This window comes from Bradyrhizobium sp. 25ACV, assembly GCF_054863005.1.
Genome location: NZ_JAVAYO010000015.1, coordinates 158,761 through 185,261, shown reverse-complemented (window position 1 = coordinate 185,261; position 26,501 = coordinate 158,761). Strand labels below are relative to the sequence as shown.

Sequence of the window (26,501 nt, the reverse complement as noted above, 5' to 3'; positions counted from 1 at the left end):
TCAGGCCGGAACGTCGGCGAGCTTCTCGATCGCCGATTTGTGGAGGTCGCTCTGCTGCTGGAGCAGATTGGCGATGGCGGTGTAGCTGCGCATGACTTCGACCATGCGGGTCATCTCGCCGACCGAATTCACGTTCGACTTCTCGACATAGCCCTGGCGCACGCTGCTGGATTTGGCATCGGGCTGCAGGGTGGCGGAGCCGGCGGCATAGAGATTGGCGCCGAGCTTGGTCAGCTTGGTCGGATCGTCGAACGAGGCCATGCGGATCTTGCCGCGGATCGAGTCGGTCTTGGCAGTGCCCTCGAGCACCGTGATGGTGCCGTCGGGCGCGACGTTGATGTCGTGATCGGTCGGCTGGAAGGTGATCGGGCCGCCGGTGCCGAGCACCAGATTGCCGTCGGGGGTGACGAGCTGGCCGGTCGAGTTGAGCGAGAACTTGCCGTCGCGGGTGAACATCTCGCCGCCATTGGCCTGCACCGCGAAATAGGCGTTGCCGTCGATCGCCATGTCGAGCGGATTGTTGGTCGGCTCCATCGGGCCCTGGCCGATGTCGCGGTAGGTGCCGCGGTCCTGCACATAGGAGACCCGGCGGTCCGCGCCGATGAAATTGTCCTCACGCGCGTTCGAGTTGAGGTACTCCTCGAACAGCGAATGGTCGGCTTTGAAGCCGTTGGTGTTGGCATTGGCGACGTTGTTGGCGATGACATCCATCTGCCGTTCCAACGTCATCTGCCGTGACAAGCCGATCAGAAGCGCGTTCTGCATCGGAAATCTCCCCTGAGCGGATCTGCCATTTCGCTCTCCCAAGCGCCTTGGCGGACCCCGTGAACGAGACCGTCGGGTTCTCCCAAACCGTTGGGTCTCGGCCCTTTCTCAGCGAAAGCCGTGCCAACCTGAAAAACTTCGTAATTTCAGTGGCTTGTTGATTTCGAAGGGGCGCAGGAGGGCGGCAGAAAGGTTCTGTTAGCCATGTCTGCCCGGCAGATTTTTCCTAGTGGAGGCCCAATCGAAAGATTCCGTTAACCATTATTACCGTAGCGTTTGCCATGAAGAGGAGCGCATTGCGCCGGGGCATTTGTATCGCGTCCTTGTCTTAAGGCTTCGCTCTTTCGACCCCTTTGAGAGATCCGGGCGCGGCGACCATGGCAGAGAATGAAGCGGAAGGCGGCGCAGCCACTGAGGGCGCGGAAGCCGCTCCGCCGAAGAACAAGCTGAAGCTCATCATCATGGCCGTCGGCCTGCTCGCCGTTCTCGGCGGCGGTGCTGCGACCTGGTTCTTCTTCTTCCGTCATGGCGACGACGAGCATCATGCCGAGGCCGCGCCTCCGCCGAAGCCGCCGTCCTTCGTCGACGTCCCCGACATCATGGTCAACCTGGCCGGCGCGCCCGGCGAGCGCGTGCAATATCTGCGGCTGAAGATCGTGCTGGAGCTGAAGGAGGAGAAGCAGATCGAGGCGATCAAGCCGACGATGCCGCGCGTCACCGACATCTTTCAGACCTATGTGCGCGAGCTGCGCCCCTCCGACCTCAACGGTTCCGCCGGCATCTTCCGCCTCAAGGAGGAGCTGACCAAGCGCGTCAACGCGGCGGTCGCTCCGGTCCAGGTCAGCGCGGTGCTGTTCAAGGAAGTCGTGATCCAGTGAGGACGCTGCGGAAGGTGATGGGCTAGCGTCATGGCCGGCAACGAGCAAATGGATCAGGATGCGATTGCCGCCCAATGGGAGGCATCGCTCGATTCCGAGGATCCCGCCGAGGCCGCGAAGGCTGCGGCCGAGAACGAGCTGTCGGAGACCATGGCCCTGCAATGGGCGGCCATGGTCGAGGACGGCAGCCGCGATCTCGGCAGCGGCAAGAATTCCGGCGAGCGGGTGCTGTCGCAGGAGGAGATCGACAATCTCCTCGGCTTCACCGTCGGCGACGTCACCCTCGACGACCATTCCGGCATTCGCGCGATCATCGATTCGGCGATGGTCTCCTACGAGCGTCTGCCGATGCTCGAAATCGTCTTCGACCGCCTGGTGCGGCTGATGACGACGTCCCTGCGCAATTTCACCTCCGACAACGTCGAAGTCTCGCTCGACCGCATCACCTCGGTGCGTTTCGGCGATTACATGAACTCGATCCCGCTGCCCGCCGTCCTCACCGTCTTCAAGGCCGAGGAGTGGGAAAATTTCGGCATGGCGACGGTCGATTCCAACCTGATCTATTCGATGATCGACGTGCTGCTCGGCGGTCGCCGCGGCACCAGCCAGCTCCGCATCGAGGGCCGGCCCTACACCACGATCGAGACCGAGCTGGTCAAGCGGCTGGTCGAGGTGGTGCTGGCCGACGCCGAGCAGGCGTTCCGGCCGCTGTCGCCGGTGACCTTCACGATCGACCGGCTCGAGACCAACCCGCGCTTCGCCGCGATCAGCCGGCCCGCCAATGCCGCGATCCTGGTGCGTTTGCGCATCGACATGGAAGACCGCGGCGGCAACATCGAGCTGCTGCTGCCTTATGCGACCATCGAGCCGATCCGGGGCGTCCTGCTCCAGATGTTCATGGGCGAAAAGTTCGGCCGCGACCCGGTCTGGGAAGGCCATTTCGCCACCGAGATCGTGCAGGCCGAGATCGCCGTCGATGCCGTGCTCTACGAGGCCGACATCCCGCTCAAGCAGCTGATGCGGCTCAAGGTCGGCGACACCCTGCCGCTGGACATGCGGGCCGACGCCAACGTCACCGTGCGCTGCGGCGACGTCACGCTGACCGAGGGGCGGATGGGCCGGGTCGGCGACCGCGTCGCGATCCGCGTGACGAAACCCTTGCGCAAGCCAAGTACGACACTTGCGATGTTCGAGAAGGTGGACGAGCAGAACAAGATGATGGAGGCCCCATGAACCACTCCCTGGGAATGGCGATCGAGACGCTGGTGGCTATCCTGCTGATGCTGACGATCGTTTATTGCGTCATGCTCAACAAGCGGCTGACCCGGCTGAAGGCGGACGAGCATTCGCTGAAGGCGGTGATCGGCGAGCTGATCACCGCGACCGAGATCGCCGAGCGCGCGATCGGCGGGCTGAAGCTGGCGGTGCGCGACGTCAACGAGAACCTCGGCAGCCAGCTCGCCGCGGCGACGCAGATGTCGGACCAGCTCTACAAGCAGCTCGGCGAGGCCGACAATGTGGTGCGGCGGCTGTCCAAGATCGCGATCGCCGCGCGCCCCATGACCGGTCCGGAAACGGTCGTCGCGCCCGCGGCCAAGCCATCGACGGCGAAGGCGGTGGCGGCTGCGGCCGAAGCCTTCTCCGAGCGCCGACGATCCAACGGCCTTGCCGCATAAAGTCAGGGTATGAAGTCCTTTCGTAACATCCGCGTCATCCCGGTCGTCCTGGTTGCCGTCGCAGGCCTCGCCACGCTGAAGGTGGCGGGCCTCGTGATCAATGGCGGCTATGTGTTCGACTACAAGCCGAACCAGACCAAGAAATCCTGGGCGCAGGAGAATCTGAACTTCCCGACCGGCCGCGAGGAGCCGGAGATCATCACCGGCTCGACCCATGGCGCGCCGAAGGAGGCGCCCAAGCCCGCCGCGCCGGAGACCAAGCCGGAAGGCACCGTGGTCAAGGTCGACGAAGCCCAGCCGCAGGTCTCGGCCTCCGAGCGCGCGATCCTCGAGCGGTTGCAGGCGCGCCGCCAGGAGATCGAGGCCCGCCAGCGCGAGATCGACATCCGCGAGAGCCTGTTGAAGTCGGCCGAGAAGCGCATCGAAGGCAAGGTCGAGGAGATGAAGGCGGTGGAAACCCGCATCTCCGCGACGCAGGCCGAGCAGAAGGCCGCCGAAGCCCAGCGCATGAAGGGCCTCGTGACCATGTACGAGGGCATGAAGCCCAAGGACGCCGCACGGGTGTTCGACCGGCTGGAGATGGGTGTGCTGATCGAGATCGCCTCGGCGATCGCGCCGCGAAAGATGTCGGACATCATGGGACTGATGTCGCCGGAGGCCGCCGAGAAGCTGACGGTCGAGATGGCCCGCCGTGCCAATGGCGGCGGCGATCAGTCGGCCTCGGCCGGCGAGCTGCCCAAGATCGACGGCAAGCCGACGCAAAAGCCGAATTGAGGGCGCGAGGCGAACCGCGCTATTGCGACCCCGCGCGTTGTCGCGTGGGTCGTCAACTCGAACCCAGCCAGACGCCCTGCGGGTCTAGTTCGCGAAGACCTGTTGCACCCTGCGAACAGGCGGCTGCTTCTCCACCCGAGGAAGAGTATCGACCTGCTGCTTGATCAGCGCTGCCTTCGTGACGCGAGTCACGAGCTGCAGGGTGCTATGGCAACAGGAGCACTCATATATTTTCAGGGCATATCCTCTGGCGATCGGAACGATCGCTACGACCGCTCTTGCCCTGCTACACACAATGCAACCGGCTTCTCCGCTCATTGATTACCCCCAAAGCTAACCAATGCGATTCGCATCGCCGAGGTCACATCTGATTCAGAGTCGCGCGCAAACCGCAACGCTCCGAAGGTTGTGAGTGCGCGCGCTCAGCAACTCCTCAAGGCGGCGGATCAAGCTCCCGTGGCGGATGCAGTCGAACCTGGCGGCATCTTCTGGGACTGCGATGAGTTGACGCGCGCAGGTGTGAAGTGGCGTACAGTGGCGCTCAAGGCCCGGTCCTACGCTTGGCTAGTCGCAATCGGCAGCGCAGGAGGAGGCCATGAACTACTCGTCCGCCGCAGAACGCGTCATCGAGGCCATCAACCGGCTGCTCATAGCGGCGATGACATCGGCGTGGACATCCGCCCTCAGCCATCAGCATGCAGCGCCGCCAGAAAACGCCGACGGCACCGATGATGAATCTTCTCTCGACGAAGACAGCTCCTCGGCACCGGAAGGCGCCGGCAAGCAACATTGAAGCCGCAATCGGCTCGAGGCCGTCACACGATCAGATCGTGCGACACATGGCCGTGAACGGTAGCTGCCGAGAAAGGTGGATCAACATCGGACGGCGATGTTTCAGGCATGAATGCCGGCTCGGATCCATGGAATTCCCAAGCGTGCTCGTGATGACCGACGAAGTCTGAGAGATGATCCAACATCGCGCTATGCAGTGAGCCCTGCGACGCGTCATCCCGGAACTGGAACGAGTCGCCGAACTGCTGCGGATCAGCAGGCTTTGATCCAGACGCTCCCTGGGACGGGTTGTGCAGGTCCGCCTCGCTTGAGAGCGAATGGTTGGCACCGCCGGTCGATGACTTCAGAAGGCTTGGGTTGAGCGAAGTGTCTGCCGTTTGATCGCTGGTATGACCGTGGGCATGAGCCGCCTGGGCGGCGCCTCTTGATGACGCGACGCCGTCATTCCCTGTTTCGTGTCCGAGCGCAAGCCCGCTACCTGCGTGCTGTTCGGCAGCGCCGTGGGCAAAATTCAGCATGGCGACGTCAGGCACCTGGCCGCTTGCGGCAATCGCGCCATTTTTGCCAGCCAATGAGGCTGCGTCGAACCCGGTCGGGTTGTTGAAGACAAAACTGGCCTCGGTGAGCGGGACCACGTGCTGCACGATCAGAGACAGTCCGTCGGCTGAGGGAGCCACCGCGTCGCTGCGGAGCGTTTCGATCGCGAGCGTTTGCACTTCGTCTGAACTGGACAAGCTGGAATATTCGGTCTGTCCGATCTGGTCCCAGTTCGAATCGAGGCTGGTGGCCGCCTCGGTCGATTGGATTGTCGAACTCCCTGCAGCGAGAAGCGAGCCGTCGCCGCTGCCGGAATCGGACGGGACTCCGGAAGTGGTCGTCATCACGGCGGTCGCGTCACCCTGCGAGGTTGCGATGAGGTCGAGCAGTTCGCCGGCAACCGCCGTCACAGGCGCCGCTGCCGGCGCCGTGATGAAGTCCGACGCGTCGATGGTTGCAATCCCCTGCAAATGAATTTCGAGCAGGCTGGAATCGCCGACGTGCAGGGTTTGGTCAGTTGGATTGACGTATACGATCGTTTCATTCGCCGCACTGTCATACAGCCAGGCGATCGTATGTGCCGGTACGGCCGTGCTGCTCGAGCTTAAGGCCAGTATGACAAATCCAAGCGCGCCAATAGCAGTCAAGTCGATCTTGTCAGCTCCTGAGGCGAAGTCGGTGATGGTGTCGAACTGGCCTGCGCGAGAATCGGCTACGAACAAGTAAGCGAAGCGGTCGTTTCCATTGCTGCCGGTGAGTTGATCCGCGCCAAATCCACCGGTGATGGTGTCGCCGCCGTTGTTGCCGTTGATTGTATCGTTGCCCGAGCCGCCATAGATGGTGTCATCCCCATCATTGCCTTTGATCGTGTCATCGCCTGAGCCGCCATAGAGAACGTCGGCCTTGCCGGTCCCGTTGACCGTGTCGCTGCTCGCCCCCGCGTAGATGATCTGACCTGTGTTGCCGCCGCCGGCAATCGTTTCGCTCCCCGGTGTTCCATACACGTTGGGGGGATCGGAGATCACGGCAGATCCGGTGGCCAAATTATCAAAATCGTTCGGGTCTGCGTCGCTGGCACCATGAATGGCGACGGTCACCGTCAGCGTCGTACCGTCGATGGCAGTTATCGAGAAGGTGTCGGTCAAGGTGTCGCCGACATCGAGCGACTGAACCACGGTGTTGTTGTTATCGAGGGTGTAAGTCCATACGCCGGCTGCGGTCATCGTGAAGGTGCCGTATCCGCCGTCACTCGCAGCGGGCGAAGAGACTGCGGTGAACGTGTTCGGAGCGTTGTCGACGTCCGTATCGGTGAGCGTACCGGTCGCGACGGGAATGCCGGGTGAGAAAGTTCCTGCCTCTATCACTGAGCCGGTCGTGGTGCCGGAAATGAGGGCGGCGTCGTTGCTGCCCTGAATGGTGATCGTCACCACCTGCGGCGTACCGTCGAGGGTGTTGACGGTGAAACTGTCGGTGAGCGTGCCGCCGACATTGAGCGCCTGCACCGCGCCGCTAGCGTTGTCCAAGGTGTAGGTCCACACGCCGGCGGCGGTTATCGTAAAGGTGCCATAACCATTCGTGCTTGCCTTGGGCGAACTCACCGCGGTGAAGGTATTGGACGGATTGTCGACGTCGGCGGCAAAGAGCGTGCCCGTGGTGCTCGGGCTGCCGGGTGTCGCGTTGGCAACGCCTCCGGCCTCGGTCACCGAGGCGGTTGTGGTGCCGGAAACGATGGCAGCATCGTTGGCGCCATGGATGGTGATCGTTACCACTTGGGCAGTTCCGTCCAGAGTGGTCACTGTGAACGTGTCGGTCAGTGTCTCGCCGGTATTGAGTCCCTGCACCGCGCCGTTGGCATTGTCGAGCGTGTAGGTCCACACGCCCGCTGCCGTCATGGTGAAGGTGCCATAGCCGGCGGCGCTCACCATCGGCGAGCCGACGGCCGTGAAAGCATTGGCGGTCGTGTCGACGTCGGTATCGTTGAGGGTGCCGGTCGCGGTGGGTGTGCCGGGGTTTGCATTGGCGACGTCGCCGGCCTCGATCACGTCGCCGGTCGTCGCGCCGGAAATGATCGCGGCGTCACTGGCTCCGAGGATGGTGATCGTCACGACCTGGGCGGTTCCTCCGATCGTAGTCACTGTGAACGTGTCGGTCAGCGTCTCGCCGGCATTGAGCGCCTGCACCGCGCGGTTGCCATTGTCCAAGGTGTAGGTCCACACGCCTGCCGCCGTCATCGTGAAGGTGCCATAGCCGCCGGTGCTCGATGTTGGCGAACTTACGGTCGTGAATGTATTGGGCGGATCGTCGACGTCGGTATCGGAAAGGGTGCCGGTCGCAATCGGCGTGCCGGGCGTTCCATTGGCGATGCCGCCAGCCTCGATGACCGAACCGTTGGTGGTGCCGGAGATGATCGCAGCGTCGTTGACACCGTTGATGGTGATCGTGAAGGTCTGAGTGACAGAGGTGAATCCGTCGGAGACGGTGACGACGAAACCGTCGGTCGTGGGCGCCTTCAGCGCGTTGATTGCCGCATTGTCAGGCACGAACGTATAAGCGCCGCTCGTGCTGTTGACGTAGAGAATCCCGTAGGCGCTTGTCTTCGTCAGATCGTACGTCACTCCATCCAGAACCGTATTGCCGGTGCTGGCCCCGGCGACGCCGAAGGTCAGATTGCCTCCGCTGTTGGTGCCGCTGGCACTGAAAGTTCCCTTCGTCGCAGTGAATGTGTCAAACACGACCGTATCGAGCTCGATTGGCCCAGCCCCGGTGCTGAGAGTCGGCGGTACAGGGTCCACCAGCGCGAAAGTGATGACTGGCAACGTGGTCGGCAAGATCTGCAGCGTGGGCGCATCCGGCTGAATGAAATTGATCGGCTGCAGTGGCTGGGGTTTGACGAAGAAAGGCGTGCTTGAGCCACGGGGCCCTTGTTCTCCTAGATTGACGAGCACATCCTGTTGGGCGGCGCGCAACTCCTCCATGCGAGCCGCCGTATTCGCGACCTGATTGACGCTGATGGTGGATCCCACCTTCTTGATGACGATCGTCTCGCCGGGATCTTCGACGATGATGTGTCGCGGGACCCGCTCCTTGGTCACGAGCTCAAATGCGCCGTGCGCAAGGTCCTTGTAGGTAATGGAGTCGTCATCCAGGAATGTGACATCCGGGTCCGCGGCCTCGGCATTCTGCACGGCCGAGAAGGTCAATGCTGCAAGGGTCAGCATCCCGAAACCGCCCGCGTGGCCCCGGGCGCGAATGCCTGCAATGGGTGTATTCAGCCGGAGCGCCCCGGTTTCCGCCAGCCGGCCCGGTACGAAACTGAAGCTCCCTCGGGTCACGTCGAACAAGGCTGCAGGCGACATGCCTTCGACGTCGAAGACGAACTCGCTCAGCACGACGTGAGTGCCGCAGGCGATGTTGAAAAAAGTACCGTCGATGAAGCCGATTGTGATCTGCCCGTCGGCATCGGTTTCCAGCACGTCGCCCCGGTAGATAGGCGCACCAGCTACCGCCTGTGTGGCGACGCCGCCCGCTCGCGTAAGCGCACAGCAACCGACTACACTATGAATATGGCCGATGAGCTCGACGGGCAGGGCCATGGCGGCCCCGTTATCAGCGTGGATGCCGGATGCAACTAACATGGCTCGACCTCACCTGGGTGATCGATTCAGGCTCGGCGTGCTGCCATAATCCTGATCCTGCTCGGGCCCTCGCCAAGGGACAAAAATTTCCTGGGCGCTGGCAGCCCGAAAGGCTTGCCCGCCGAAATAATCAAGTCTGATCGAGAGAGACGCGTTGCGCGGAGGGACGGCGACGCGTACCGCCATTCCCGCCGTGCCCCCTCCCGCCAATGTGATTAAATTGACAAACGGAACGCATTTAATTTGTGGCGCTTGCGTGGCGCTGGAGATAAATTAGGCTGATTAATATAATTAAACAACAATTTTATTTGTTGTGGCTGCGCTACGCGGTTCAAGAAATGGGCCACCGATAGCGACAAGATCTTCTCAGAAAGGGGGGATCATGTGCAGACCTACGATCGTTGCTTTGGGGACTGGCCTTGTTTTGACGCTTGCCAATTTCTCGCCGAGCGCGGCTCAAGCGCAAAGCGATTCCGCCAAGCCCGCCGTCGCGGCCTCATCGTCGAAACCGATTGGGAAGGTGGTGGTGGTTACGGGCTCGGTCACGATCGAACATGCAGGCGCAGTGATTGTTCAGGCGAATGTCTCGAGTGACCCTGGCCGCACCAACACGGGTGATCCCGTATATCTTGGTGATGTGGTGTACACCGGCGCCGACGGCCGCGTCGGTATCAACTTTACCGACGGCAGCTCGTTCAATTTATCGAGCAACGCCCGTATGGTGTTGGATCATTATGTGTATGAGCCGGCCGGCAAGTCCAATGCGACCATGTTCAATCTCGCCAGGGGAACGTTTACTTTTGTTGCGGGCGGTGTCGCAAAGACCGGCGACATGAAGGTCGATACTCCCGTCGCCACGCTGGGGATCCGAGGCACGACGCCGCATATCGAGATTTCGGATGATGGGGCGGTCAAAATTTCGACCCTGATCGAAGAGGGCAAGAGCAAGCTCTTGAAGAAACCGCCGACATCCGCGGCGCCGGAGCCCGATCGAAGCCTCAATCGGAGGCTTAACATCTGTCGGGGGTGCTGAGAAACTTGCTTGGCCCGAAGCCGCCGTGACGCCGCAGTGCCGGCCGGCACTGAGATCAGGGCGCTTCGTTCGCCGTCGGTGTCGGACACTTGGTGTGGAAATGACCGCAAGAGCCAGTTTCATCAAGGCCGTGATGCTCATTCTTGTCCTTGGGCTGTCCAGTTCGTCGGGCTGGGCACAGAAGAAGGGCAGCTCCCTCAAGAATGTTGAACTGTGCAACGGCTCAGACCGCGTGTCACCCGAAGCTCGGATCGATGGCTGCACGGCGTTTATCGATGCGGGCGAGGGAGCCGTGAACGGCTTCGTTATCGCCTACAACAACAGGGGAAATGCCTATAGCGCCAAAGCCGACTACGAACGCGCGATCAAGGATTTCGTCGAAGCGACCAGGCTTGACCCGACTTATGCGAAAGCGTTCAACAACCTCGGCGTGGCCTATCTGAGAACGGGGGCGCGCGATCTGGCGATCGGCGCCTTTGAGGAGGCGCTCAAGCTCAACCCGAACTATGGCGCGGCTTTTGCCAACCGTGCGGCGGCCTACCTGCAGGGGAACGCGTACGACCGCGCAGCGCGGGACTATGACGAGGCAATTCGCCTTGATCCGAAGCTGGAGGCTGCGCGGAGCGGACGCTGTTGGACCCGAGCCGTCCTTGGCGCTCTGCAGGCTGCGCTGGAAGATTGCGATATTGCGCTTCGATCGGGAGCAAACAGCGCGGCAACATACGACTCGCGCGCTCTCATAGATCTGAAAATGGGGCAATTCTCCGCGGCGGTGGATGACTACAACTCAGCGCTGCGGTTGGCGCCCAAGCTTGCGAGCGCGCTCTACGGCCGAGGGATTGCCAGATTCAAGCTCGGCGACGCAGTTGGTGGCCAAAGCGATATCTCGGCGGCCAGAAAAATCGACGCTGGAATCGACGAAGCCTTTGTCCGCTATGGGGTGTCCGTGAAGGGACTGGCCGACCGCGACAGCACCGTCTTGCAGGTGTTAACGAATCCTTAACCATCGGCGTCTCAAATTCAGACCCGGCGGATCCGCCCACGCTCGATGCGTGCACGGCGTGCTGCCCCAAAGCAAATCAAGATATAGCATTAACAAGTCCTTAATTGGCGGGACCTACAGTCGACGGCATGGGCCGGCCTTGATGCCGGCATGGACCGCCGAACCGGAAGAAATGCCGCCAATGGCGCGAAAGGCTGCCGCTGGATTTGTGTCGCGAGCCCGCGCTTTGGCGCCGGGGCTGTCGCGTCATGTCCGAACGGCGGGCGTGCTGGCGGCCTGCCTACTGACCGGTCTCGGTGCGCCTGCCCGGGCGGCCGATCCGATCAGGGGCGAGGCGAGCTTTTCGGCCGGCGGCGGCTTTGCCCGGCTCGTCATCAAGCTCGGCGAGGACGTTCCCTCCGAGGTGACGACCGCAGGCTCCATCCTCATCATCCGCTTCGACCGGGCGGTCGACGTTCCCGTCGACCGCGTTCCCGAAGGTGCGCCCGATTACGTCAACTCCGCGCGCCGCGATCCTGATGGCGGTGCCATCCGCCTGTCGCTGGCGCGGCGCGTCACCGTCAACACCATGAATGCCGGCGAGCGCACCTTCGTCGACCTCCTGCCCGAGGGCTGGAAGGGACCCCCGCCGAGCCTGCCTATGGACGTGGTCAAGGAGCTCGCCGAGCGCGCCCGCGTGGCCGAGCGCGCGCTGCGCGCCCAGCGCGCCGCGGCCGAGACCAAGAAGCGTCCGCAGATCCGCGTGCGGGCCTCTGTGCAGCCGACTTTCGTGCGCTTCGTGTTCGAGATGCCCGACGGCGTCGGCGTCTCCTCCGTGCTCAACGAGCAGAAGCTCACGCTCGCTTTCAACGCCAACCTCAATTTCGATCTGGCGGACGCGGTCGTCGCGGCGCCGCCGAACGTCGCCTCGATCAAGCAGAAGGCCGACATCGACCAGACCAATGTCGAGATCGCGCTGATCGGTGATTCCGACGTGCATTCGTTCCGCGACGAGAAGAATTACGTCGTCGACGTCTCCTTCCAACCCGACAAGGGCAAGACCGCCGCGACGCCCGAGGCGGCGATCGCGCAGATGAAGCCTGTCGGTCACGGACCGGCGCCCGACAAGCCCGCGGCCGAGAAGCCGAAGGACGCCCATCGCGAGGTCGCGCCGCCGACCTCCGAGACGATCGCGCGCGAAGCCAAGATCGAGGTCAAGCCCGAGGTGAAGCCCGAAGCGCCCGCCGCGATGCCGCCCGCTGAAGCGCCGAAACCGGCGCCGGCTGCCGCGACTGAGCCTGTGCACGCTCCGGAAGCGCCCAAGGAAACGGCGAAGGAAGCTGCAAAGGAAACTTTGAAGCCCGCGCCGCCGGTTTCCGAAGCCGCAGCCGCGCCGGCCAAGCCGGCGCCCGCCGAAGCGCCGGCCGCGCCGCAACCCACGATCGCCAGCGTCGATGCGCGCCGCGACAGCGACGGCTTGCGCGTGACGTTCCCGATTCAGGTCGCAACACCGGCGGCGGCGTTCCGCCGCGGCGACACGGTGTGGCTGGTGTTCGATACGCCGAAGCCGATCGACGTCGAGCCGATCCGTGCCAGGGGCGGGGCGATGATCGGCGAGGTCGGCCGCATCCCGCTCGACAAGGGGCAAGCGGTGCGTATCCGTCTCACCCGCCCGCTGGTCTACTCGCTGGCGAGCGAGGAGGTCGGCAAGGAGACCAACTGGCTGCTGACGCTCGCCGACAAGATCCAGTCGACGCCGCTGCCGCTGATGATGTCGCGCAACATCACCGACCCCGCGCTCGCCAACATCGCCATCCCCTTCGCCAATCCGGGCCTGCTGCACAAGCTCACCGACCCCGATGCCGGCGACACGCTCTATGTCGTCACCGCGCAGCGGCCGGTGCGCGGCTTCATCAAGCGGCAGGATCTCGTCGATCTCTCGCTGCTGGAATCCGCGCACGGCATCGCGGTCCGGCCGAACTCCGACGAGGTCGGCGTCGAGGTCGGCGCCGACAAGGTGATCCTCGGCAAGAAGGGCGGACTGACGCTGTCGCCGGTCGACATCTCGGCCGAGCGCGCGCCGACCGCGGTGCGCCCGATCTTCAGCCCCGAAGGCTGGCGCAAGGGCCAGTCGGACAACTTCATGGCGCGCCAGGCCGAGCTGATGACGGCGATCTCGGCCGTCGAGCCGGCGCTGCGTTCCCTGCCGCGGCTCGATCTCGCGCAGTTCTACATGTCGCGCGCGATGTATCACGAAGCCAAGGCCGTGACCGAGTTGATGCTGAGCGATCCGCTCAACAAGGAGGAGAGCGGCGCGCTGATCATGCATGCGATCGCGAGCATCCTGATCGGCCGGCCGGCGCAGGGCCTGAAGGATCTCGCCAATCCCGTGATCGGCAACAGCCACGATTCCCAGCTCTGGAAAGCGCTCGCCTATGCGCGCCAGGGCAAATGGGCCGATGCGCGCGAAAAATTCAAGAACGTCGAATTCGCCATCGCCTCGCTGCCGCTCGACATCCAGCGCATCGTGACGATGGACGCGATGCGCGCCTCGCTCGAGGTGAAGGACTATGCCGGCGCCTCCAAGCGCCGCAGCGAGCTCGAGGTGGTCGGCGTCTCGCCCGAGGCCGCACCCGGCTTCGCCGTGCTGCGCGGCCGGCTCGCCGAGGCGCTCGGCCACGACAAGGACGCGCTCGACGACTACAAGTTCGCGGCCGCCTCGGCCGATCGGCCGGCTGCGGCCGAAGCAAAGCAGCTCGAGGTCGCGCTGCGGCAGAAGCGCGACGAGATCAGCAAGGAAGACGCGCTGCGCGAGCTCGAGACCCTGTCCATGACCTGGCGAGGCGACGCGATCGAGGTCAAGACGCTGCAGATGCTGTCGCAGATGTTTGCCGAGAACGGGCGCTACCGCGATGCGCTCACCGCGGCGCGCACCGCGACCAGGCTGCAGCCGAACGCCGAAGCCTCGCGCCAGGCACAGGATCTGGCCTCGGACCTGTTCACGAAGATCTTCCTGGGACCGAAGGGCGACGAGCTGCCGCCGGTCGAGGCGCTCGGGATGTTCTACGAATTCCGCGAGCTGACGCCGATCGGCCGGCGCGGCGACGAGCTGATCCGCCGTCTCGCCGACCGTCTCGCCTCGATCGACCTGCTCGACCAGGCCGCCGAGCTGCTGCAATACCAGGTCGACCACCGCCTCGAAGGCGCCGCGCGCGCCCAGGTCGCCGCGCGCCTGTCCATGATTTATCTTGCCAACCGCAAGCCCGACATGGCGATCACCGCGCTGCGCGCGAGCCGCATCAGCGATCTCTCCGGCGAGCTCAGGCAGCAGCGTCTGCTGCTGGAAGCGCGCGCGCAGAGCGACGTCGGCCGTCACGATCTCGCGCTCGACATCGTCTCCAACGTCTCCGGGCGCGAAGTGCTGCGCCTGCGTTCCGACATCTTCTGGGCGGGGCGGCGCTGGCGCGAGTCCGCCGAGCAGATCGAGCTCTATTACGGCGAGCGCTTCCGCGACTTCAAGCCGCTCAACGCGGTGGAGAAGAGCGACATCATCCGCGCCGCCGTCGGCTATGCGCTCGCCGACGACTCCATCGGCCTGTCGCGCTTCCGCGAGAAATACGCGCCGCTGATGAGCGAGAGCGCCGACCGTCTCGCCTTCGACATCGCCAGCAAGCCGGCCGCGGCCTCCAGCGCCGAATTCGCCGAGATCGCCAAGTTGGCTGCCAGCGTCGATACGCTCGACGGCTTCCTGCGCGAGATGAAGCAGCGCTTCCCCGACGCCACCGCCCGCGCCCCCGGCTCACCGCAGGCCAAGGAACAAGTCGACCACACCGGCTCGCTGCCGACGATCCCGGTCGTGCGGCAGATCAAGATGACGCGGTAGGACTGCTGCCGCGCCAAGCGCGGCCCGTGACGGTGCGAGATCTTCGGTCATTGCGAGCGAAGCGACTTGTCCGCCGAAGCCTTGGCGAAGGCCGAAGCAATCCAGAGTCTATCCGCAGCGGCAGTCTGCTTCGTCGCAAGAGCTCCTCGCAATGACGAGGTGGGCCCGGAGGTGATCGCTGAGGGCGGAGGCGACGCGACGTCGTTCCGCTGCCTGCCTCACCCCCCGTAACTCTGCACCAGGCTCCCCGCCACCAGCGACCAGCCGTCGACCAGCACGAAGAAGATCAGCTTGAACGGCAGCGAGATCGTTGCCGGCGGCAGCATCATCATGCCCATCGACATCAGCACCGAGGCGACGACGAGGTCGATGATCAGGAAGGGCAGGAACAGCAGGAAGCCGATCTCGAAGGCGCGCTTCAGCTCGGAGATCATGAAGGCGGGGACGAGGATGCGCAGTGCGAGGTCGTCGGGGGTAGCCGGCGGCGCCTCGCCCGAGAGATCCAGGAACAGCTTGAGGTCCTTCTCGCGCACGTTCTTCTGCATGAAGCCGCGCAAGGGAACGGAGGCGCGCTGCAGCGCGTCCTCGACGCCGATCTGGTTGGCGACCAGCGGGCGGATGCCGTCGTCGTAGGATTTTTGCAGGACCGGCCCCATCACGAAGAAGGTGAGGAACATCGCCAGCGCGATGATCACCGAGTTCGGCGGCGCGGTCGCCGTGCCCAACGCGGTGCGCAGCAGCGACAGCACGACCACGATGCGCGTGAACGACGTCATCATGATCAGGATCGACGGCGCGATCGACAGCACGGTGAGCAGCGCGATCAGCTGGATCGCGCGCTCGGTGACGCCGCCGCCGCCAGCGCCGCCGCCGAGATTGATGCTGATGTCCTGCGCATGCGCCGGCATCGCTGCCGATGCCGCGCCGATCAGGACAGAAAGGAAAACAACTCTACGCGGGAGGGACGGCAGCCTCACGAAGACGGCTTCGGACGGCCAAGCAGAGAGGCCATCTCGTCTTCGAGATTTTCAAAGCTGGTCTTTTCCGCGGCCGGCTTTGCGGGCGGGGTCGGTGGCGCCGGCGGCTCGCTGCGTGCGGCGCGGGGCGGCGGCGCAGGCGGTTCGGGCGCAACCGGAGGCGCGACCGTTTCGCCGGCCGGGCGACGCAAGGCGGCCTCCAACCGCTGCGCCATCTCGGCGAGATTCTGCTCGGCGCTGGAGGGGGCCGCGGCCGGAGCCGGCGGCGGAACGGGCGGAGACTGCGGCACCGGCGGCGGAGGCGGCGGCGCGGCACGCTCGGCGCGCACCGGCGGCATCTTCGGCGGCTCACTCTGGCGCGGCGGCCGCGGCATCAGCGGCGGCTCGCTGCGCGGAACGCGCGGCGGCAGCGGCTCGGGCCGCGGTTCGCGCTCGGGGCGCGGCGCGATCGGCTCGGCCGTAAACCCGGCGAGGGGATCGCTGCGGCGTTCGGCCAGCGCGGGAGCGGGCCGGCGCACCTCGTCGGCGAAGGACGGGCGCGCGGGCCGCGGCGGCGGCTCGGGCATTTGCGGCTCGGGATGATCGAGCAGTTCGGGCCGCGGTGCTTCGTCGGCCCAGCTGCTGGTATCCGGCATGGGCGCGAGCCGCGGCGGTTCCGCGGCGTTCGGACGCTGCGGAAGCTGGTCGCGGCCGGGCGCGGCGCGAACGATATTGGGCTCGACGACGATATCGGTCGGCCCGCCGATCATCAGGAGATGCTCGACATTGTCACGCCGGACCAGCACCAGGCGGCGCCGACCGTCGACCGCGGCAGCGTCGATCACCGCGAGCCGGGGCATCCTGCCGCGCTGGGTGTTGGCGCCGACCCGGCTGCCGGCGAATCGGCGAACCAGCCAGGCAGCGACGCCGATCAACGCCAGAACGACGATGAACGCGACGATGAAGGTGATAGGGCTGCCTTGCATACTTGTCCCCGACAAATGGCGCTGTTCTCGTGCCCATGGTCAGACGCGCCAACCACCGGCTTAACGATGCCCCAAACTGCGATCTCTTAACGTCCCACGGCAAGTTTTGCCGTCCCCAACTCTTAATAACCTATGAATCGCTCGATCCAAAACGACTTCTTGGCCCGTGAATGCGCCGCCAAATGGTTGGGTTAATGCCATTTTTGGAGGCGTAGAATCACGGGGGCGCAAAATAGTGTGCCGCCCGGGGACACGCCTCGAGGGCGTCCTTAACCAGCTGTTAACCATACACGCGGCAAATTCTGCCTAGTTGCGGACCTCAAGGTTCGCAAGAGGCGGAAGGAGCCGCGACGATGTCCATCAACGACCTCCCGGTGCTGTCGGCGCTTCGCACCAAGATGCAGTGGCACCAGGAGCGCCAGCGCGTCCTGTCCGAGAACGTCTCCAATTCCGACACGCCCAAATTCCGGCCGCGCGACCTGGTCGAGCCGAAGCTCGACAAGTCCGGGGCGGTCACCGGCTCGATGGGCCCCCTCGCGCTCGCCCGCACCAGCGGTTCTCACATGACGCCGTCAGGGGCTGCTTCCGGATTCGACCAGAACAGGAACGCGGGTTTTGAGACCCGCCCCGCGGGCAACGCCGTCAATCTCGAAGAGGAGATGATGAAGGCGGCCAGCAACCAGATGGACTACGCGGCGGCGACCTCGCTCTATTCGAAGAGCCTGCATCTGCTCAAGACCGCGATCGGCAAGGGCTAGCCGCATGATCCGGCAACAGAAGAGCTAGAGGAGGCGCATCATGGCCAATGACAGCAGCGACTTTGCCCGCTCGATGGCGATCGCGACCTCCGGTCTGCGGGCCCAAGCCGGCCGCATGCGGGTGATCTCGGAAAACATCGCGAACGCGGATTCGACCGCGCAGACATCAGGCGGCGATCCCTACCGGCGCAAGGTTCCGACCTTCTCCTCCGCGCTCGACCGCACGCTCGACGCGCAGGTCGTCACCCTCGGCAAGATCAAGCCCGACCAGTCGAACTTCCGCGTCAAATACGAGCCGAGCAATCCGGTCGCGGACGCCAGCGGCAACGTCAAATATCCCAACGTGAACTCGGTGGTCGAGATGACCGACATGCGCGACGCGCAGCGGTCCTACGAGGCCAATCTCAACATCATCAGTGCGACGCGCCGGATGATCCAGCGCACGCTCGACATCCTCAAGAGCTGAACAGGACAATTGAGCCATGGCATCACCGACAATCGCCGCCAACGCTTATGCGAACCTTGCCCGGGTGCTGGAGAACAGCGGTGCCGGCAAAGCCACCGAGGCGGGCGGGCAATCCTTTGCCTCGATGCTGAAGGACGCCGTCGGCAGCGTCATGGAGTCCGGCCGCAAGTCGGATGCGCAGACCGTGGCGATGGCCTCCGGCAAGGCCAACGTGATGGACGTGGTGACGGCGGTGGCGGACACCGACGTCGCGGTGTCCACGCTGGTCTCGGTCCGCGACCGCGTGATCGCGGCGTATGAAGACATCATGAAGATGCCGATCTGATTTCGGCGAATGGTGAGTAGCGAGTGGCGAATGGGGACGTCTCCGATTCGCCATTCGCTACTCGCCATTCGCATTTCCCGGCACGTCAGACAACCAAGAGCGAGTATCAAACAATGACCGGACCCGAAACCCTCGACGTTGCGCGCGATGCGATCTGGACGATCGTGATCGTGTCCTCACCCCTGATGGTGGTGGGTCTCGTGGTCGGCGTCATCGTGTCGCTGTTCCAGGCGCTGACGCAGATCCAGGAGCAGACGCTGATCTACGTGCCGAAGATCCTCGCCATCTTTGCCACGATGCTGCTGGCGCTGCCGTTCATGGCCGACGCGCTCCACGCCCACATGCTGCGGATCTCGTCGCGAATCATCGGCGGCTGAGGCAAGATGCGTCAATTATGCGCATCGACGTCTCGCTGCTGCCGGCGCTCGCCGCTTCCTTCATGCTCGCCTTCGCCCGGGTCGGCGCGATGGTGATGCTGTTGCCGGGGCTGGGCGAGACCAATATTCCGACGCGGATCAAGCTGTCGATCGCGCTGCTGCTGACGCTGATCATCCTGCCGCTGCATCGGAACGCCTACCATGTCGACATGGGCTCGCTCGCGCCGCTCCTGGTCCTGATGCTGCACGAGATCGCGATCGGAATTGTGCTGGGCGCGACCGCGCGCGTGACGTTGTCGGCGCTCCAGGTTGCGGGATCGGTGATTGCACAGCAGATGGGGCTCGGTTTCGTCACCTCGGTCGACCCGACACAGGGCCAGCAGGGCGTGCTGGTCGGCAACTTTCTGACTATCCTCGGGGTAACGCTGCTGTTCGCCACCGACAGCCATCATCTGGTGATCGCGGCGCTGAACGACAGCTACGCGATCTTCTCGCCGGGTGAGACCATATCAAGCGGCGATGTGGCCTCGCTCGCGACGCGCGCCTTTGCCGCCGCGTTCCGCCTGGGCCTGCAGCTCTCGGGGCCATTTCTGGTGTTCGGCCTGGTCTTTAACATCGGGCTCGGGGTGCTGGCGCGGTTGATGCCGCAGATGCAGGTCTATTTCGTCGGTGTGCCGCTCTCGATCTTCGCGGGCTTTCTGGTGCTCGCCGTGGTGCTCACGGCGATGATGGGGACGTATCTGGATTACTTCATCGGTGTCATGCACCAGTTGATGCCGCTGAGGTCACGGTAGATCGATGTCAGAAGACAAGGACCCAGAGAGTCAAACAGAAGACCCGACGCAAAAGCGCCTGGACGACGCGCTCGAACGCGGCGACGTCGCCAAGAGCCAGGAGATCAACACCTGGTTCATGATGGCGGGCGGCACGCTCGTGGTCTCGACCTTCTCGGGCTCGGTGGGCAGCGGGCTGCTGACGCCGATGCGCAACCTGCTCGCCAATTCCTGGATGATCAAGACCGACGGCAAGGCTCTGCTCGCGCTGATGCAGCAGATCGAATTCGCCTTGCTCGCGGCGATCGGCGTGCCTTTGTTGATGCTGATGGTGGCGGCGATTGCCGGAAACATGCTCCAGCACCGCCTGGTCTGGTCGACCGAATCCCTGACGCCGAAGTTCAGCAAGATCTCGCCCGGCGCCGGCTTCAAGCGCATTTTCGGCAAGCAGGCGGCGGCCAATTTTCTCAAGGGCATCGGCAAGCTCGTGCTGCTCGGCGTGGTCATGACCATGATCCTGTGGCCGGAGCGGCATCGCATGGAGGCGATGGTCAGGCTCGATCCGGCGGCCATGCTCGGCGCCAGCACCAGCATGACGATCCATCTGCTCGGTGCGGTGGTCGCGGCGCTCGCGATCGTCGCCATTGCCGACTATTTTTTCCAGTACCGCAGCTGGTTCCAGCGGCAGAAGATGTCGCTCCAGGAAATCAAGGAAGAGTTCAAGCAGTCCGAAGGCGATCCGCACATCAAGGGCAAGATCAGGCAGTTGCGGCAGCAGCGCGCCAAGAAGCGCATGATGGCGGCGGTTCCCAAGGCCTCGGTGATCATCACCAACCCGACCCACTATTCGGTGGCGCTGTCCTACGAGCGCGGCATGACGGCCCCGATCTGCGTCGCCAAGGGCGTCGACAATCTCGCCTTCAAGATCAGGGAGATCGCGCGCGAGCACGACATCCCGATCGTGGAGAACGTGCCGCTCGCCCGCGCGCTCTACGCCACCGTCGAGATCGACCAGGAAATCCCGACCGAGCACTACCATGCGGTCGCCGAAGTCATCGGCTACGTCATGCGGCTGAAGCGCGGATTCAGCGCCGGGCGAGGATAAAACACCCGAAAAGTACCGGAAATGGCCGTAATCTGGGAATCAGCGTACCTTTCGCCCCTGCTGCCCTTGCGCCTGCGGGTCCGATTCAGGCAGGGAGGACCCCACGCGCCCCGTAGCGCGTTGATTCTCTGCCGACAGGCTGCGCCAGCTCGAGAATGACCGCCGAGACCGACCACGACCTCACCCGCGAGCCCGTTGCGACGCACGAGCCGTCGCCGCGCTCGGGTAGCATTGCGCTAGTGCTGCTGGTGGCCGCCGGCCTCGTCGCCGTCGCTGTCGGGCTGATGACGCTCGGGCGCGCGCAGGCGCAGCCCTATATCCTCGGCATCCTGGCCGTGCTGGCCATGGTCGGCCTGTTCAACCTGTTCGCCTTCGCCGCCGGCATCATCCGCTTCGCCGACCGCAGTCTCGATGATCCGGTCGTGGGCCGCATCGCCGATCACGGGTTCGATGGCCTCGCCGTGACCGATCCGCGCGGCCACGTGGTCTATTCCAACGCCGCCTATCTGACGCTGACCGGCGCGACCGGTCCGCAGGACGTGCGCCCGGTCGAGCGTGTCTTCATCGGCAACCCCGACGTCTCCGAAGCCGTGTTCCGCCTGCTCAAGGCCGCGCGCGAAGGCAAGCGGCAGCAGGAAGAGGTCCGCATCTCCGGCCAGGACGGCAGCCAGGGCCGCTGGCTGCGCATGCGGGTGCGCCCGCTCGGCACCGGCAAGCGCGAGGCGAAATACGCGGTGTGGTCGATCGCCGACATCACCCGCGACCGCGAGCGCCAGGAGGACGTGTTCCAGGAGCTCCAGCACGCGATCGAATATCTCGACCACGCGCCATGCGGCTTCTTCTCGGTCAATCCCGCCGGCGAACTCGCTTATGTCAACGCGACGCTGGCGAACTGGCTCGACTACGACCTGGCCGAGATCGGCTCGGGCGGCCTGAAGCTGACCGACATCGTCTCCGGCGACGGCGCCTCGCTGCTCACCGCGATCGTGGCGGTGCCGGGCGAGGTGAAGACCGAGGTCTTCGACATCGACCTGCGGATGCGCACCGGCAAGACCATGCCGGTGCGGCTCTATCACAAGCTCGCCTTCGGCGCCGACGGCGCGCCGGGGCCGTCGCGCACGCTCGTCATCAGCCGCGCCCGCGACGAGCGCAGCGATCCCGACCGCGCCGCCGAAGTGCGCTTCATGCGCTTCTTCGACCATACGCCGATGGCGATCGCGACCGTCGATCGCGGCGGCAACGTGGTGCGCGCCAATGCGCGCTATGCCAAGCTCGGCCAGGCGCTCGGGCTCGACAGCGCCTCCAAGTCGATCTTCCGCGCGGTCAATTCGCGCGACCGTCATCTGCTTATCGCGGCCATCAACCAGGCCGCCGACGGCCAGGCCGACATCGCCCCGGTCGAGGTGGCGCTGGAAGGGACCAAGGAGCGCTGGGGCCAGTTCTTCGTCACGCCGGTCGATGCCGCCGAGAACGAGGCGGAAGCCGCCATCGTGCACATGCTCGAGACCACCGAGCGGCGCGCGCTGGAGAACCAGATCAACCAGTCGCAGAAGATGGAAACGGTCGGCCAGCTCGCCGGCGGCATCGCCCACGACTTCAACAACGTGCTCTCCGCCATCATGATGGCGAACGACTTCCTGCTGAACGCGCACAAGCCGACCGACCCGTCGTTCCAGGACATCATGCAGATCAAGCAGAACGCCACGCGGGCCGCGACACTGGTGCGGCAGCTGCTGGCGTTCTCGCGGCGGCAGACGCTGCGGCCGCAGGTGCTCGATCTCGGCGACGCGCTGTCCGATCTCGCCATGCTGCTGCGCCGCCTGATCGGCGAGAAGGTCAAGCACGAGACCATCCACGGCCGCGATCTCTGGCCGGTCAAGGTCGACGTCTCCCAGTTCGAGCAGGTGATCGTCAATCTCGCGGTGAACGCGCGCGATGCCATGCCCGACGGCGGCAAGCTGATCATCCGCACCGCCAACGTCACCGCGGATGAAGCGGCAAAGCTCGCCTACAAGGGCATGCCGGCCGCGGATTATGTCCGGATCGAGGTCGCCGACACCGGCACCGGCATTCCCGCCGACATCCGCGACAAGATTTTCGAGCCGTTCTTCTCGACCAAGGAAGTCGGCAAAGGCACTGGCCTTGGCCTTTCCACGGTCTACGGCATCGTCAAGCAGACCGGCGGCTTCATCTACGTCGATTCCGAGCCGGGCCAGGGCACCTCGTTCCACATCTTCCTGCCGCGTCACCATGCCGAGCCCGAAGCGCAGGTCGAGCAGCCCGCGGCTGTGGTGAGCGCGACCAGCGGCGCCGGAAAGGACGCCGCGGCGGCCGAGGCCAAGCCGCGCACCGATCTCACGGGGCAGGGCACCATCCTGCTGGTCGAGGACGAAGAGGGCCTGCGCGCGCTGAACGCACGCGGCCTGCGCTCGCGCGGCTACACTGTGGTCGAGGCCGAGAACGGCGTCGAGGCTATGGAAGTGCTGGAGGAGCAGAGCGGCGCGATCGATCTCGTCGTCTCAGACGTCGTCATGCCTGAGATGGACGGCCCGACGCTTTTGAAGGCGATGCGGGAGCAAAATCCTGACATCAAGTTCATCTTCGTCTCCGGCTATGCCGAGGACGCCTTCGAAAAGAGCCTGCCCGAAGGCCAGCAGTTCGACTTCCTGCCGAAGCCGTTCACGCTCAGCCAGCTCGTGGCGGCGGTCAAGGAGACGATGGCGAAGCAGGGATGAGGGTAGGCGGCGCACGCTGTTCGCCCCTCCGTCATTGCGAGGAGCCCGCGACAAATTGCGTAGCAATTTTGCGCAGGTGCGACGAAGCAATCCAGAGTCCTTCCGCGGAGGCAGTCTGGATTCGCAATGACGAGGAAAAACCGGAATTTACCCTCTAACGCCGCCGGCATCCTGCGACCACGGTTCCCCGGCGCGCCCGGCCAAGCCCCCGCCAAATATGGGCTTTTGCCACATCCCCGCGACTGAGGGCCGCAGCCATAGGTTCCGAAACCGGCTTCACTTTTCGGGAAGTCTGCCCATCTTAGGCGCACGTCCCCATGCCGGGGATTTGGGAAACGCACATGAATTTCTCGCTACGCTCCCGCAGTCTCTTCAAGACGATCGCTGTCGTGCTGGCGCTTGCGCTGCCGACTGCGCTGGCGATCTCGTCTGCCGACGCGCGTGTCGGCGGCGGCGGCTCGTCCGGTTCGCGCGGCTCGCGCACCTATTCGGCCCCGCCCTCGACCACGACGGCGCCGGGCTCGGCCTCGCAGTTCAACCGCACCTACACCCAGCCGGGTGCCGGCATGAATTCGGCAGCTAGCGCGCCGGCGCGCGGCGGCCTGTTCGGCCGCGCCGGTGGCTTCATGGGCGGCCTTGCGGCCGGCTTCCTCGGCGCCGGCCTGCTCGGCATGCTGTTCGGCGGCGGCCTGTTCGGCGGCCTCGGCGGCCTGTCCTCGATCCTGGGCCTGATCATCCAGATTGCGCTCGTGGTGCTGGTGGTGCGGCTGGCGATGTCCTGGTGGCAGCGCCGTCACACGCCGCAGGCGGCCTATGCCAATGCCGATGCGGGCGCAGGTTCCGGACCGCAGCCGAACCAGCGCGGCGGCCTTGGTGGTGGTCTTGGCGGCTTCGGCTTCGGCGCGAACGCCAATAACGCGCCGCTCGAGATCAAGCCGGACGATTACGAGGCGTTCGAGCGCCTGCTCGGCGATGTCCAGACCGCCTGGTCGAACGAGGACGTGGCCAAGCTGCACACGCTCGCGACGCCGGAGATGGTCTCCTATTTCGAGCAGGACCTCGCCCAGAACCGCGCGCGCAACGTCGTCAACAAGGTGACCGGCGTCAAGCTGCTGCAGGGCGACCTCGCGGAAGCCTGGCGCGAAGGCGAGACCGACTACGCCACGGTGGCTCTGCGCTTCGCGCTCACCGACAAGACGCTGGATCGCAACAGCGGCACGGTCGTCGCCGGCAGCGAGCAGCCGGGCGAAGTCACCGAAGTCTGGACCTTTGCCCGACGGCCCGGCAGCGGCTGGGAATTGTCGGCGATCCAGCAGACCAACTGATCGCAAAGCGATGGAGAACAAAGGGCGTCGTGCTCCGGCACGGCGCCCTTTTCTTTTGCGCCTCCTTTCACCGCGGCATCGGAATAAGTGGGGGCGCATCGGGTTGAAATCAGGCGGCCAACGACAAACACAACGGGAGGACAAGATGATCCGTATCAAGAGATCCGTGACGATTTCAGCGCTCGCTGCGGCCTCGCTTGCATTGCTTGCGGCACCAGCCGTGCAGGCGCAGTCGGCCGACATGACGTTCTTCGTGACGTCCAATGGCCCGGGCAAGGGCGCCGATCTCGGCGGCCTGGAGGGAGCCGATGCGCAGTGCGCGAGGCTCGCCCAGACCGCCGGCGTCGGTGCGAAGACCTGGCGCGCCTATCTCTCGACGCAGGCCGCCGATGGCAAGCCGGCCGTCAACGCGCGCGATCGCATCGGCAAGGGACCGTGGCAGAATGCCAAGGGCGCGGTCATTGCCAAGGATGTTGCCGAGTTGCACAGCCCCGCCAACAACCTCACCAAGCAGACCGCGCTCAGCGAGAAGGGCGAGGGGATCAACGGTATGGGTGACCAGCCGAACCGGCACGACGTCCTCACGGGATCGCAACCAGACGGCACCGCGTTTGCCGGTCCGGACGATCGCACGTGCAAGAACTGGACGTCGAGCACGCAAGGCACCGCGATGGTCGGCCATTTCGATCGCCGCGGCCTGCGCGACGACGAACCGTCAAAGTCCTGGAACAGCTCGCACCCCTCGCGCGGTCCCGATGGTGGCTGCTCGCAGGCCGATCTGAAGAGCACGGGCGGCGACGGCCTGCTGTATTGTTTCGCTGCGAATTGAGCGGGAGCTCTCTCGACTCGTCATTGCGAGCGTAGCGAAGCAATCCAGACTGTCTCCGCGGAAAGACTCTGGATTGCTTCGCTTACGCTCGCAATGACGTGGGGCCGGCGTTCCGCCTCACCACGACGGAACTTGCGCCGCATGCTAGGCTTGTACTGCCTGCGTCTCAAAGGACCTCTCCCATGAAATACGAGCTCTACTACTGGCCCGAGATCCAGGGCCGCGGCGAATATGTGCGGTTGGCGCTGGAGGAGGCGGGCGCCGCCTATGTCGACGTCGCGCGCGGGCCGCGCGGCACGGCTGCGATGATGAAGATGATGGAGGCCCATCAGGGCGCGCCGCCCTTTGCGCCGCCGTTCCTGAAAGCCGGCAAGCTCGTCATCGGCCAGACCGCCAATATCCTGCTCTATCTCGGCGCCCGCCATGCGCTCGCGCCGAAGACGGAGGCCGGGCAACTCTGGGTGCACCAGCTTCAGCTCACCATCACCGACCTCGTGGTCGAAATCCACGACACCCATCATCCGCTCGGACCTTCGCTCTATTACGAGGACCAGAAGCCGCCGGCGAAGAAACGCACGGCCGATTTCTGGGAGGAGCGGGTGCCGAAATATCTCGGCTATTTCGAGCAGCTTCTCACCGAGAATGGCGGCGCCTATGTCACTGGCCGGCGGCTGACCTATGTCGATCTCTCGCTGTTCCAGATCGTCGCGGGGCTGCGCTATGCCTTCCCCAGGCGCATGAAGGCGTTCGAGACAGACATTCCGGGCCTCATTGCCCTGCACGACCGCATCGCCGCGCGGCCGAACATCAAGGCCTATCTGGCGAGCGAGCGCCGCATTCCCTTCAACGAGCAGGGCATCTTCCGCCGCTATCGCGAACTGGATGGCTAGAGCGTTTTCGAGCGAAGTGGA

22 protein-coding genes are annotated in these 26,501 nt (G+C 64.6%); 18 read left to right on the top strand and 4 right to left on the bottom strand.

Annotation, left to right across the window (positions count from 1 at the left end; all coding sequences use genetic code 11):
• Positions 1 to 765 carry a flagellar basal-body rod protein FlgF gene (flgF, locus tag RAD04_RS29800; RefSeq protein WP_018321850.1) on the bottom strand — a complete coding sequence of 255 codons (765 nt, stop codon included), beginning with the start codon at positions 763 to 765 and terminating at the stop codon, positions 1 to 3.
• Positions 766 to 1,142: 377 nt separating this feature from the next.
• Between flgF and fliL the strand changes: the two genes are divergently transcribed.
• The 5 genes from fliL to RAD04_RS29775 all read left to right on the top strand — a co-directional run bounded on the left by fliL (position 1,143) and on the right by RAD04_RS29775 (position 4,886).
• On the top strand, positions 1,143 to 1,643 hold the full coding sequence (fliL, locus tag RAD04_RS29795) for a flagellar basal body-associated protein FliL (protein WP_028142758.1): 501 nt from the start codon (positions 1,143 to 1,145) through the stop codon (positions 1,641 to 1,643).
• Positions 1,644 to 1,673: 30 nt separating this feature from the next.
• Positions 1,674 to 2,876 (top strand): flagellar motor switch protein FliM, encoded by a 1,203-nt coding sequence (gene fliM, locus RAD04_RS29790; protein WP_018321852.1) that lies wholly within the window; start codon positions 1,674 to 1,676, stop codon positions 2,874 to 2,876.
• Entirely contained in the window at positions 2,873 to 3,319 is a 447-nt protein-coding gene (locus tag RAD04_RS29785) for a DUF6468 domain-containing protein (protein WP_028142759.1), read from the top strand. Before fliM ends, RAD04_RS29785 begins: the two co-directional genes overlap by 4 nt.
• Before the next feature lie 9 nt (positions 3,320 to 3,328).
• Positions 3,329 to 4,093 (top strand): MotE family protein, encoded by a 765-nt coding sequence (locus tag RAD04_RS29780; protein ID WP_091965441.1) that lies wholly within the window; start codon positions 3,329 to 3,331, stop codon positions 4,091 to 4,093.
• Positions 4,094 to 4,688: 595 nt separating this feature from the next.
• Complete coding sequence (locus RAD04_RS29775) at positions 4,689 to 4,886, top strand: hypothetical protein (RefSeq protein ID WP_461626650.1); 198 nt, start codon at positions 4,689 to 4,691, stop codon at positions 4,884 to 4,886.
• A gap of 22 nt (positions 4,887 to 4,908) precedes the next feature.
• On the opposite strand, the gene RAD04_RS29770 is transcribed toward RAD04_RS29775, so the two are convergent.
• The gene (locus RAD04_RS29770; RefSeq protein ID WP_461626649.1) at positions 4,909 to 9,015 is read right to left on the bottom strand and encodes a VCBS domain-containing protein; all 4,107 of its coding nucleotides are present in this window, start codon (positions 9,013 to 9,015) and stop codon (positions 4,909 to 4,911) included.
• A 466-nt stretch (positions 9,016 to 9,481) separates the two neighbouring features.
• Between RAD04_RS29770 and RAD04_RS29765 the strand changes: the two genes are divergently transcribed.
• The 3 genes from RAD04_RS29765 (at position 9,482) to RAD04_RS29755 (ending at position 14,955) form a co-directional block, all read left to right on the top strand.
• A complete protein-coding gene (locus RAD04_RS29765) occupies positions 9,482 to 10,090 on the top strand; it encodes a FecR family protein (protein WP_461626648.1) in 609 nt (202 codons plus the stop codon).
• Positions 10,091 to 10,190: 100 nt separating this feature from the next.
• Positions 10,191 to 11,093 (top strand): tetratricopeptide repeat protein, encoded by a 903-nt coding sequence (locus RAD04_RS29760; protein WP_461626647.1) that lies wholly within the window; start codon positions 10,191 to 10,193, stop codon positions 11,091 to 11,093.
• Positions 11,094 to 11,274: 181 nt separating this feature from the next.
• On the top strand, positions 11,275 to 14,955 hold the full coding sequence (locus RAD04_RS29755; protein ID WP_461626646.1) for a tetratricopeptide repeat protein: 3,681 nt from the start codon (positions 11,275 to 11,277) through the stop codon (positions 14,953 to 14,955).
• 218 nt (positions 14,956 to 15,173) lie between these two features.
• Here the strand turns inward: RAD04_RS29755 and fliP are convergent, their stop codons facing one another.
• Both fliP and RAD04_RS29745 read right to left on the bottom strand, forming a co-directional pair.
• Positions 15,174 to 15,932, bottom strand: a complete 759-nt coding sequence (fliP, locus tag RAD04_RS29750; protein ID WP_028142765.1) for a flagellar type III secretion system pore protein FliP — start codon at positions 15,930 to 15,932, stop codon at positions 15,174 to 15,176.
• Entirely contained in the window at positions 15,929 to 16,897 is a 969-nt protein-coding gene (locus tag RAD04_RS29745) for a flagellar biosynthetic protein FliO (protein ID WP_461626645.1), read from the bottom strand. The genes fliP and RAD04_RS29745 overlap by 4 nt, the downstream gene beginning before the upstream one ends.
• A gap of 353 nt (positions 16,898 to 17,250) precedes the next feature.
• Between RAD04_RS29745 and flgB the strand changes: the two genes are divergently transcribed.
• The 10 genes from flgB to RAD04_RS29695 all read left to right on the top strand — a co-directional run bounded on the left by flgB (position 17,251) and on the right by RAD04_RS29695 (position 26,480).
• Positions 17,251 to 17,655 carry a flagellar basal body rod protein FlgB gene (gene flgB, locus RAD04_RS29740; protein ID WP_018321862.1) on the top strand — a complete coding sequence of 135 codons (405 nt, stop codon included), beginning with the start codon at positions 17,251 to 17,253 and terminating at the stop codon, positions 17,653 to 17,655.
• A gap of 40 nt (positions 17,656 to 17,695) precedes the next feature.
• Positions 17,696 to 18,121 carry a flagellar basal body rod protein FlgC gene (gene flgC / locus RAD04_RS29735; RefSeq protein ID WP_246931033.1) on the top strand — a complete coding sequence of 142 codons (426 nt, stop codon included), beginning with the start codon at positions 17,696 to 17,698 and terminating at the stop codon, positions 18,119 to 18,121.
• Positions 18,122 to 18,137: 16 nt separating this feature from the next.
• The gene (gene fliE / locus RAD04_RS29730) at positions 18,138 to 18,446 is read left to right on the top strand and encodes a flagellar hook-basal body complex protein FliE (protein WP_018321864.1); all 309 of its coding nucleotides are present in this window, start codon (positions 18,138 to 18,140) and stop codon (positions 18,444 to 18,446) included.
• Between the two features lie 113 nt (positions 18,447 to 18,559).
• Positions 18,560 to 18,823: a flagellar biosynthesis protein FliQ gene (gene fliQ / locus RAD04_RS29725; protein ID WP_018321865.1), complete on the top strand. Its 264-nt coding sequence runs from the start codon at positions 18,560 to 18,562 to the stop codon at positions 18,821 to 18,823.
• Positions 18,824 to 18,840: 17 nt separating this feature from the next.
• On the top strand, positions 18,841 to 19,617 hold the full coding sequence (gene fliR / locus RAD04_RS29720) for a flagellar biosynthetic protein FliR (RefSeq protein ID WP_461626644.1): 777 nt from the start codon (positions 18,841 to 18,843) through the stop codon (positions 19,615 to 19,617).
• A 4-nt stretch (positions 19,618 to 19,621) separates the two neighbouring features.
• The gene (gene flhB / locus RAD04_RS29715) at positions 19,622 to 20,701 is read left to right on the top strand and encodes a flagellar biosynthesis protein FlhB (RefSeq protein ID WP_461626643.1); all 1,080 of its coding nucleotides are present in this window, start codon (positions 19,622 to 19,624) and stop codon (positions 20,699 to 20,701) included.
• 155 nt (positions 20,702 to 20,856) lie between these two features.
• A complete protein-coding gene (gene cckA / locus RAD04_RS29710) occupies positions 20,857 to 23,436 on the top strand; it encodes a cell cycle histidine kinase CckA (RefSeq protein ID WP_461620484.1) in 2,580 nt (859 codons plus the stop codon).
• A gap of 317 nt (positions 23,437 to 23,753) precedes the next feature.
• The gene (locus RAD04_RS29705; RefSeq protein ID WP_461626642.1) at positions 23,754 to 24,761 is read left to right on the top strand and encodes a Tim44 domain-containing protein; all 1,008 of its coding nucleotides are present in this window, start codon (positions 23,754 to 23,756) and stop codon (positions 24,759 to 24,761) included.
• A gap of 145 nt (positions 24,762 to 24,906) precedes the next feature.
• Complete coding sequence (locus tag RAD04_RS29700) at positions 24,907 to 25,590, top strand: lectin (protein WP_461626641.1); 684 nt, start codon at positions 24,907 to 24,909, stop codon at positions 25,588 to 25,590.
• 182 nt (positions 25,591 to 25,772) lie between these two features.
• Complete coding sequence (locus RAD04_RS29695) at positions 25,773 to 26,480, top strand: glutathione S-transferase (RefSeq protein WP_461626640.1); 708 nt, start codon at positions 25,773 to 25,775, stop codon at positions 26,478 to 26,480.
• Positions 26,481 to 26,501 lie beyond the last annotated feature (21 nt).

Bases quoted from the DNA above. Each gene is read 5' to 3' on its own strand.
- fliM (WP_018321852.1), top strand. From the start codon at position 1,674: ATGGCCGGCAACGAGCAAATGGATCAGGATGCGATTGCCGCCCAATGG.
- RAD04_RS29695 (WP_461626640.1), top strand. From the start codon at position 25,773: ATGAAATACGAGCTCTACTACTGGCCCGAGATCCAGGGCCGCGGCGAA.
- fliR (WP_461626644.1), top strand. From the start codon at position 18,841: ATGCGCATCGACGTCTCGCTGCTGCCGGCGCTCGCCGCTTCCTTCATG.
- RAD04_RS29770 (WP_461626649.1), bottom strand. From the start codon at position 9,015: ATGGCCCTGCCCGTCGAGCTCATCGGCCATATTCATAGTGTAGTCGGT.
- cckA (WP_461620484.1), top strand. From the start codon at position 20,857: ATGACCGCCGAGACCGACCACGACCTCACCCGCGAGCCCGTTGCGACG.
- RAD04_RS29780 (WP_091965441.1), top strand. From the start codon at position 3,329: ATGAAGTCCTTTCGTAACATCCGCGTCATCCCGGTCGTCCTGGTTGCC.
- flgB (WP_018321862.1), top strand. From the start codon at position 17,251: ATGTCCATCAACGACCTCCCGGTGCTGTCGGCGCTTCGCACCAAGATG.
- flgC (WP_246931033.1), top strand. From the start codon at position 17,696: ATGGCCAATGACAGCAGCGACTTTGCCCGCTCGATGGCGATCGCGACC.
- RAD04_RS29785 (WP_028142759.1), top strand. From the start codon at position 2,873: ATGAACCACTCCCTGGGAATGGCGATCGAGACGCTGGTGGCTATCCTG.
- RAD04_RS29775 (WP_461626650.1), top strand. From the start codon at position 4,689: ATGAACTACTCGTCCGCCGCAGAACGCGTCATCGAGGCCATCAACCGG.
- RAD04_RS29760 (WP_461626647.1), top strand. From the start codon at position 10,191: ATGACCGCAAGAGCCAGTTTCATCAAGGCCGTGATGCTCATTCTTGTC.
- RAD04_RS29745 (WP_461626645.1), bottom strand. From the start codon at position 16,897: ATGCAAGGCAGCCCTATCACCTTCATCGTCGCGTTCATCGTCGTTCTG.
- RAD04_RS29700 (WP_461626641.1), top strand. From the start codon at position 24,907: ATGATCCGTATCAAGAGATCCGTGACGATTTCAGCGCTCGCTGCGGCC.
- flgF (WP_018321850.1), bottom strand. From the start codon at position 765: ATGCAGAACGCGCTTCTGATCGGCTTGTCACGGCAGATGACGTTGGAA.
- RAD04_RS29755 (WP_461626646.1), top strand. From the start codon at position 11,275: ATGGCGCGAAAGGCTGCCGCTGGATTTGTGTCGCGAGCCCGCGCTTTG.
- fliQ (WP_018321865.1), top strand. From the start codon at position 18,560: ATGACCGGACCCGAAACCCTCGACGTTGCGCGCGATGCGATCTGGACG.
- fliE (WP_018321864.1), top strand. From the start codon at position 18,138: ATGGCATCACCGACAATCGCCGCCAACGCTTATGCGAACCTTGCCCGG.
- flhB (WP_461626643.1), top strand. From the start codon at position 19,622: ATGTCAGAAGACAAGGACCCAGAGAGTCAAACAGAAGACCCGACGCAA.
- RAD04_RS29705 (WP_461626642.1), top strand. From the start codon at position 23,754: ATGCCGGGGATTTGGGAAACGCACATGAATTTCTCGCTACGCTCCCGC.
- fliL (WP_028142758.1), top strand. From the start codon at position 1,143: ATGGCAGAGAATGAAGCGGAAGGCGGCGCAGCCACTGAGGGCGCGGAA.